This is a genomic window from Enterobacter sp. PGRG2 (assembly GCF_030291195.1).
In the GTDB taxonomy this organism is placed as follows: domain Bacteria; phylum Pseudomonadota; class Gammaproteobacteria; order Enterobacterales; family Enterobacteriaceae; genus Enterobacter_D.
Window position 1 is genome coordinate 327,137 of the sequence record NZ_CP127837.1, and the last position, 6,203, is coordinate 333,339.

Sequence of the window (6,203 nt, forward strand, 5' to 3'; positions counted from 1 at the left end):
AGGCCTTACCTCAGGCAATGTATTTGTGCCGTTAAAGGGCTTGAATCCTCTCATCAGGGTAGCTATAGTGACGCCCCTTCGCAGCCAGGGCTCGGCTGGGAAGGCAGAGCGCAGTCAAACAGCAGGAAGGTGGCATGTCTGCAGAACCCGTCGATATCCAAATTTTTGGCCGTTCACTGCGAGTGAATTGCCCACCTGAACAAAGGGATGCTTTGAATCAGGCTGCGGAAGATCTGAATCAGCGGTTGCAAGATCTGAAAGTACGCACTAGAGTCACAAATACTGAGCAGCTGGTTTTCATCGCCGCGTTGAACATCAGCTACGAACTTGCTCAGGAAAAGGCAAAAACCCGCGACTACGCCGCCAACATGGAGCAGCGTATTCGGATGTTACAGCAGACCATCGAACAGGCATTGCTTGATCAGGGTCGCATAACAGAAAGACCGGGGCCGAAGTTTGAATAACACTTCAGGGTCTACTATGGTAGAGTGACCATGAAGAAAAAATTTCTCTGAGATGTTCGCAAGCGGGCCAGTCCCCTGAGCCGATATTTCATACCACAAGAATGTGGCGCTCCACGGTTGGTGAGCATGCTCGGTTCGTCCGAGAAGCCTTAAAACTGTGACGACACATTCACCTTGAACCAAGGGTTCAAGGGTTACAGCCTGCGGCGGCATCTCGGAGATTCCCCTTCTTCTACCACTACCTGTACCAGCCGTTATCATGACGCAAACAACACTCCCGGTTTCACCCCGTCAGACCATTCGCCAGCAAATTCGTCTGCGCCGTCGCGCATTGACCACCGATCAACAATTACGCTTTGCCGAACAGGCCGCCTCCCGCATGATGGCGTTTCCGCCCGTGGTGATGGCCCGCACCGTCGCGCTGTTTTTATCCTTTGATGGCGAGCTGGATACCCGCCCGCTTATCGAACAGCTGTGGCGCAGCGGCAAACAGGTTTATCTGCCCGTGCTTCACCCCTTCAGCCCCGGCAATCTGCTGTTTCTGCATTACCATCCGCAAAGCGATCTGGTAATGAACCGGCTGAAAATCTATGAGCCGAAGCTGGATGTGCGCGACGTGCTGCCGCTCAGCAAGCTGGATGTGCTGATCACGCCGCTGGTGGCCTTTGACGCGCAGGGACAACGGCTGGGCATGGGAGGCGGCTTTTACGACCGCACACTGCAAGACTGGCAGCAGTATGCGCTGACGCCGGTGGGTTACGCCCATGATTGTCAGTTTGTGGAGAAACTGCCGGTGGAAGAGTGGGATGTGCCGCTCCCGGCAGTGGTGACGCCGTCGAAAGTCTGGATGTGGTAACCCCTCTCCCTGGGGAGAGGGTCAGCGTGAGGGAAAATCAGTACAGCAGTCGGGCGCGGATGGTGCCCGGAATGGCCTTCATGCTGTGCAGCGCTTTCTCTGCCACATCCTCTTCCGCTTCAATATCAATGACCACATAGCCCATTTGCGGCGAGGTTTGCAGATACTGCGCGGCGATGTTCACGCCCTGCTCGGCAAAAATCTGGTTGATCGCGGTCAGCACGCCAGGACGGTTTTCATGGATGTGCAGCAGGCGACGACCGCCGTGCAGCGGCAGGGATACTTCCGGGAAGTTCACCGCCGACAGCGTGGAGCCGTTATCGGAGTATTTCACCAGTTTACCTGCCACTTCGAGGCCGATATTTTCCTGCGCTTCCTGGGTAGAGCCGCCGATGTGCGGCGTCAGCAGCACGTTATCGAATTCACACAGCGGAGAGTTGAACGGATCGCTGTTGGTGGCCGGTTCCGTCGGGAAGACGTCGATTGCCGCCCCCGCCAGATGTTTGCTGCGCAGCGCTTCGCATAATGCCGGAATATCCACCACTGTGCCGCGTGCGGCGTTGATCAGCAGCGAACCCGGTTTCATCAGCGCCAGCTGTTCCGCGCCCATCATATCTTTGGTGGAGGCGTTTTCCGGTACGTGCAGGCTTACCACGTCGCTCATGTTCAGCAGGTCGGAAAGATGCTGAACCTGAGTCGCGTTGCCAAGCGGCAGTTTGCTTTCAATGTCGTAGAAAAAGACGTGCATCCCCAGCGATTCCGCAAGGATCCCCAGCTGCGTGCCGATATGGCCGTAACCGATAATCCCCAGCTTTTTGCCGCGCGCTTCATAGGAGCCGGTCGCCAGCTTGTTCCAGATGCCACGGTGCGCTTTGGCGTTGGCTTCCGGAATGCCGCGCATCAGCAGCAGCAGCTCGCCGATCACCAGCTCCGCTACCGAGCGGGTATTTGAGAAGGGCGCGTTAAATACCGGAATGCCGCGTTTTGCCGCCGCGTTCAGATCCACCTGGTTGGTGCCGATGCAGAAGCAGCCCACGGCGACCAGTTTTTCTGCCGCCGCGAAAATCTCTTCCGTCAGGTTGGTACGGGATCGCAGGCCGATGAAATGCGCATCACGGATGGAGGCTTTCAGCTGTTCGCTGTCCAGCGCCCCTTTGTGGAATTCGATATTGGTGTAACCCGCGGCGCGGAGGCTATCGATTGCTTTTTGATGCACCCCTTCCACCAGCAGAAACTTAATTTTGTCTTTTTCCAGTGATACTTTTGCCATTTCCCCGACCCTGTTTGTCATAACTTATGTGTGTGTTCGCCTTAGCCAACATATCAAAAAAAACTATTGCAGCAATATGAACCTTTACGTCGGCGCTCTGAAGAAAAGTCATACAGCGGAATTTGGCAGAGGAAAATGCTGGAAAAGAAAACGATTGCGGAAGGAAAATCAGGGCGGAATTAAAAACGTGATAGATGTCACCAAAATCTGTCACGCAAAATTTTTTTAACGGGGAGGCAGGCTCCCCGCCAGATCATTTTACGATGGTTTTCACGCCGTCGGCGGTGCCAATCAGCGCGACATCCGCGCCACGGTTGGCGAACAGCCCGACCGTCACCACGCCCGGCAGACCATTGATGGCGTTTTCCAGCGCGATGGGATCGATGATCTCCAGTCCGTGCACGTCGAGGATCACGTTGCCGTTATCGGTCACCACGCCCTGACGGTATTCCGGACGCCCGCCCAGCTTGACCAGCTCACGCGCCACGGCGCTGCGCGCCATCGGGATCACCTCAACCGGCAGCGGGAATACGCCGAGGATCGCCACTTCTTTGGAGGCATCGGCGATGCAGATAAATTTGTCGGCAACCGAGGCGATAATTTTCTCGCGGGTCAGGGCCGCGCCACCGCCTTTGATCATCTGCATCTGACCGTTGATCTCGTCAGCGCCGTCAACGTACACGCCCAGACGGTCCACTTCGTTGAGATCAAAAACGTGAATGCCGAGACTTTGCAGTTTGGCGGTGGAGGCATCGGAGCTGGATACCGCGCCTTCGATCTGGCCTTTCATCGTACCAAGCGCGTCAATAAAATGCGCCGCCGTGGAGCCGGTGCCCACACCCACGATAGTGCCGGGTTCAACGTATTTGAGCGCCGCCCATCCAACTGCTTTTTTCAGTTCATCCTGCGTCATGATCATTGGCCTGTGGTGAGAAAATCCTGCCCGCATTATAAATGCATCCCGCCAGGACGCCAAAATTATGTCATAGTGCGCCTAATCACAAACGGGGATAAGTTATAGCAATGAAACGTCCTGACTACAGAACATTACAGGCGCTTGACGCGGTCATCCGGGAACGTGGGTTTGAGCGCGCCGCGCAAAAGCTGTGTATCACGCAGTCCGCCGTTTCTCAGCGTATTAAACAGCTTGAGAACATGTTTGGTCAGCCGTTGCTGGTGCGTACCGTGCCGCCGCGTCCGACTGAACAGGGGCAAAAACTGCTGGCGTTGCTGCGTCAGGTAGAACTGCTGGAAGAAGAGTGGCTCGGGGATGAACAGATTGGTTCCACGCCGCTGCTGCTGTCGCTGGCGGTGAACGCCGACAGTCTGGCGACCTGGCTGTTACCGGCGCTGGCCCCGGTACTGGCCGATTCGCCGATCCGCCTGAATTTACAGGTGGAAGATGAAACCCGTACCCAGGAGCGGCTGCGACGTGGCGAAGTGGTGGGCGCGGTCTCCATTCAACCGCAGGCATTGCCAAGCTGCCTGGTGGATCAACTGGGCGCGCTCGATTACCTGTTTGTCGGCTCGAAAGCCTTTGCTGAGCGCTATTTTCCGAACGGCGTAACCCGCCAGGCCTTGCTGAAAGCGCCTGCCGTGGCGTTCGACCATCTGGATGATATGCATCAGGCCTTTTTACAGCAGAATTTCGACCTGCCGCCGGGCAGCGTGCCCTGCCATATCGTGAACTCGTCAGAAGCCTTCGTGCAGCTGGCGCGTCAGGGCACCACCTGTTGCATGATCCCGCATTTGCAGATCGAAAGAGAGTTAGACAGCGGTGAACTGATTGACCTGACGCCGGGCCTGTTCCAGCGCCGGATGCTCTACTGGCACCGCTTTGCGCCGGAAAGCCGCATGATGCGCAACGTCACCGATGCGCTGTTAGCGCACGGTCATCGGGTATTGCGTCAGGATTAAAGTATTGTGGCGCAACTGCCGGGTGGCGCTGGCGCTTGCCCGGCCTACTGTCGTACTGTCGTAGGCCCGGCAAGCGCAGCGCCGCCGGGCACACCACCAACCTTACTGCGCTGCCGGAGCCGGCTGGCTGGCAGGCGTGGACTGTGCCGGTGCCGCGTTTGCGCCCGGTTGCAGTTCAAACACCACGTCGACCTGATCGTCAAACTGAATGGTCGGCTGCTCGTAGGTTTCCTGGGCTGATACCGGGGCGGCATCCGCTTTCATCATGCGGACCATCGGGGTCGGCTGATAGTTGGAAACGTGGTAGCGCACGCTGTACACCTGGCCAAGCTTGCTGTTAAAACCTGCCGCCAGCTGTTCAGCCTGATGCTTCGCATCGTCAATCGCCGCTTTACGCGCTTTGTCTTTGTACTCTTCCGGCTGCGCCACGCCCAGGGTGACTGAACGCACTTCGTTCAGGCCCGCTTTCAGCGCGCCATCCAGCAGGGAGTTAAGTTTATCCAGCTCGTGCAGGGTCACTTCCACGCTGCGTACCGCGCGGTAGCCTTTCAGAATGCTTTTGCCGTCCTGATAGTCGTAATCCGGCTGAGTGCGCAGGTTGGCGGAGTTGATGTCTTTTTTGGCAACGCCGTTTTTCTCGAGGAAGCCTAAATACTGCGCCACGCGATCGTCTGCCTGTTTCTTGGCAGAGGCGGCATCCTTGGCCGCTACGTTGACCTCAATTGCCAGGGTGGCAATATCCGGAACCGCATCGACGCTTGCCGTGCCTGAAGTAACGATGTGCGGCCCGTTCGGCAATTCGCTTGCCTGTACCGACATCGCACCTAATCCAACCATTGCTGCCAGGGCTATAACGTTAAACTTCACTGTAGTTCCTCCATGTCATGACAATCGCCCAAAAATACAGGCTTCTGCCAGCAAGCTTAGCGTTTTCAGCACGCTTGTCCATAAGGTATGGTCTGATTACCACAGCGCCTGTAAGTGATGGACACCTTCGCGGGCCAGCTGAAAGGCAATGAACCACATCACGCCGCCCACCAGCGTATTAATAATGCGCTGGGCAGTGGCGGTACGCAGACGCGGGGCGAGCCAAGCCGCCAGCAGCGCCAGGCTGAAAAACCACAGGAAGGAGGCGCTGATGGTGCCGAGCGCAAACCAGCGTTTTGGCGCTTCGGCCAGTTGCCCGCCCAGGCTGCCGAGCACCACGAAGGTATCGAGATAGACATGGGGATTAAGCCAGGTGACCGCCAGCATGGTGGCGATGATCCGCCCACGCCCCTGCTTCGATACTTCCCCACTGGCAAGCTCCGGCTGGCTGCCGAGCGCCGTTTTCAGCGCACCAAAGCCGTACCACAGCAAGAACGCCACCCCGCCCCAGGTGACGATGGCCAGCAGCCACGGCGACCGCATCAGCAGCGCGCTGCCGCCAAAGATCCCGGCACAAATCAGCAGCAAATCGCTCACCGCGCACAGCGAGGCGACCAGCAAATGATGGTGGCGGCGAATGCCCTGATTCATGACAAACGCATTTTGCGGGCCGAGGGGTAAAATCATAGCCGCGCCGAGGGCAAGCCCCTGAATATAATAAGTTAACACCTGGAATTACTCACGCTAATAAGGAATGCGCCGACTATACCGGGCGGCAGTTATTAGCGGAAATGGATAATTTTAATCGGGGATAAGTGGAGTTAATAAT

The 6,203-nt window shown here is 57.0% G+C and carries 7 protein-coding genes and 1 other RNA gene; 4 read left to right on the top strand and 4 right to left on the bottom strand.

Annotated features, from left to right (window positions below; translation table 11 throughout):
• Positions 1-134: 134 nt before the first annotated feature.
• From zapA to QRD42_RS01360, 3 genes are all read left to right on the top strand, one after another.
• Positions 135-464 carry a cell division protein ZapA gene (zapA, locus tag QRD42_RS01350; RefSeq protein WP_072569826.1) on the top strand — a complete coding sequence of 110 codons (330 nt, stop codon included), beginning with the start codon at positions 135-137 and terminating at the stop codon, positions 462-464.
• 41 nt (positions 465-505) lie between these two features.
• A non-coding RNA gene (gene ssrS / locus QRD42_RS01355) (6S RNA) lies at positions 506-689 on the top strand.
• A 34-nt stretch (positions 690-723) separates the two neighbouring features.
• A complete protein-coding gene (locus QRD42_RS01360) occupies positions 724-1,320 on the top strand; it encodes a 5-formyltetrahydrofolate cyclo-ligase (RefSeq protein WP_321988021.1) in 597 nt (198 codons plus the stop codon).
• Between the two features lie 37 nt (positions 1,321-1,357).
• Here the strand turns inward: QRD42_RS01360 and serA are convergent, their stop codons facing one another.
• Together serA and rpiA are read right to left on the bottom strand one after the other, a co-directional pair.
• Positions 1,358-2,590 carry a phosphoglycerate dehydrogenase gene (gene serA, locus QRD42_RS01365; RefSeq protein WP_072569824.1) on the bottom strand — a complete coding sequence of 411 codons (1,233 nt, stop codon included), beginning with the start codon at positions 2,588-2,590 and terminating at the stop codon, positions 1,358-1,360.
• A 253-nt stretch (positions 2,591-2,843) separates the two neighbouring features.
• Complete coding sequence (gene rpiA, locus QRD42_RS01370; RefSeq protein ID WP_321988022.1) at positions 2,844-3,503, bottom strand: ribose-5-phosphate isomerase RpiA; 660 nt, start codon at positions 3,501-3,503, stop codon at positions 2,844-2,846.
• Between the two features lie 110 nt (positions 3,504-3,613).
• Here rpiA and argP point away from each other — a divergent pair, with 110 nt between their 5' ends.
• Positions 3,614-4,507 (top strand): DNA-binding transcriptional regulator ArgP, encoded by an 894-nt coding sequence (gene argP / locus QRD42_RS01375; RefSeq protein WP_072569822.1) that lies wholly within the window; start codon positions 3,614-3,616, stop codon positions 4,505-4,507.
• 102 nt (positions 4,508-4,609) lie between these two features.
• On the opposite strand, the gene QRD42_RS01380 is transcribed toward argP, so the two are convergent.
• Both QRD42_RS01380 and argO read right to left on the bottom strand, forming a co-directional pair.
• The gene (locus QRD42_RS01380) at positions 4,610-5,374 is read right to left on the bottom strand and encodes an oxidative stress defense protein (RefSeq protein ID WP_072569821.1); all 765 of its coding nucleotides are present in this window, start codon (positions 5,372-5,374) and stop codon (positions 4,610-4,612) included.
• A gap of 96 nt (positions 5,375-5,470) precedes the next feature.
• The gene (gene argO / locus QRD42_RS01385; RefSeq protein WP_321988023.1) at positions 5,471-6,103 is read right to left on the bottom strand and encodes an arginine exporter ArgO; all 633 of its coding nucleotides are present in this window, start codon (positions 6,101-6,103) and stop codon (positions 5,471-5,473) included.
• Between the last annotated feature and the right edge of the window lie 100 nt (positions 6,104-6,203).

Coding starts and splice junctions, on each gene's coding strand:
- zapA (WP_072569826.1), top strand. CDS start 135: ATGTCTGCAGAACCCGTCGATATCCAAATTTTTGGCCGTTCACTGCGA.
- QRD42_RS01360 (WP_321988021.1), top strand. CDS start 724: ATGACGCAAACAACACTCCCGGTTTCACCCCGTCAGACCATTCGCCAG.
- serA (WP_072569824.1), bottom strand. CDS start 2,590: ATGGCAAAAGTATCACTGGAAAAAGACAAAATTAAGTTTCTGCTGGTG.
- rpiA (WP_321988022.1), bottom strand. CDS start 3,503: ATGACGCAGGATGAACTGAAAAAAGCAGTTGGATGGGCGGCGCTCAAA.
- argP (WP_072569822.1), top strand. CDS start 3,614: ATGAAACGTCCTGACTACAGAACATTACAGGCGCTTGACGCGGTCATC.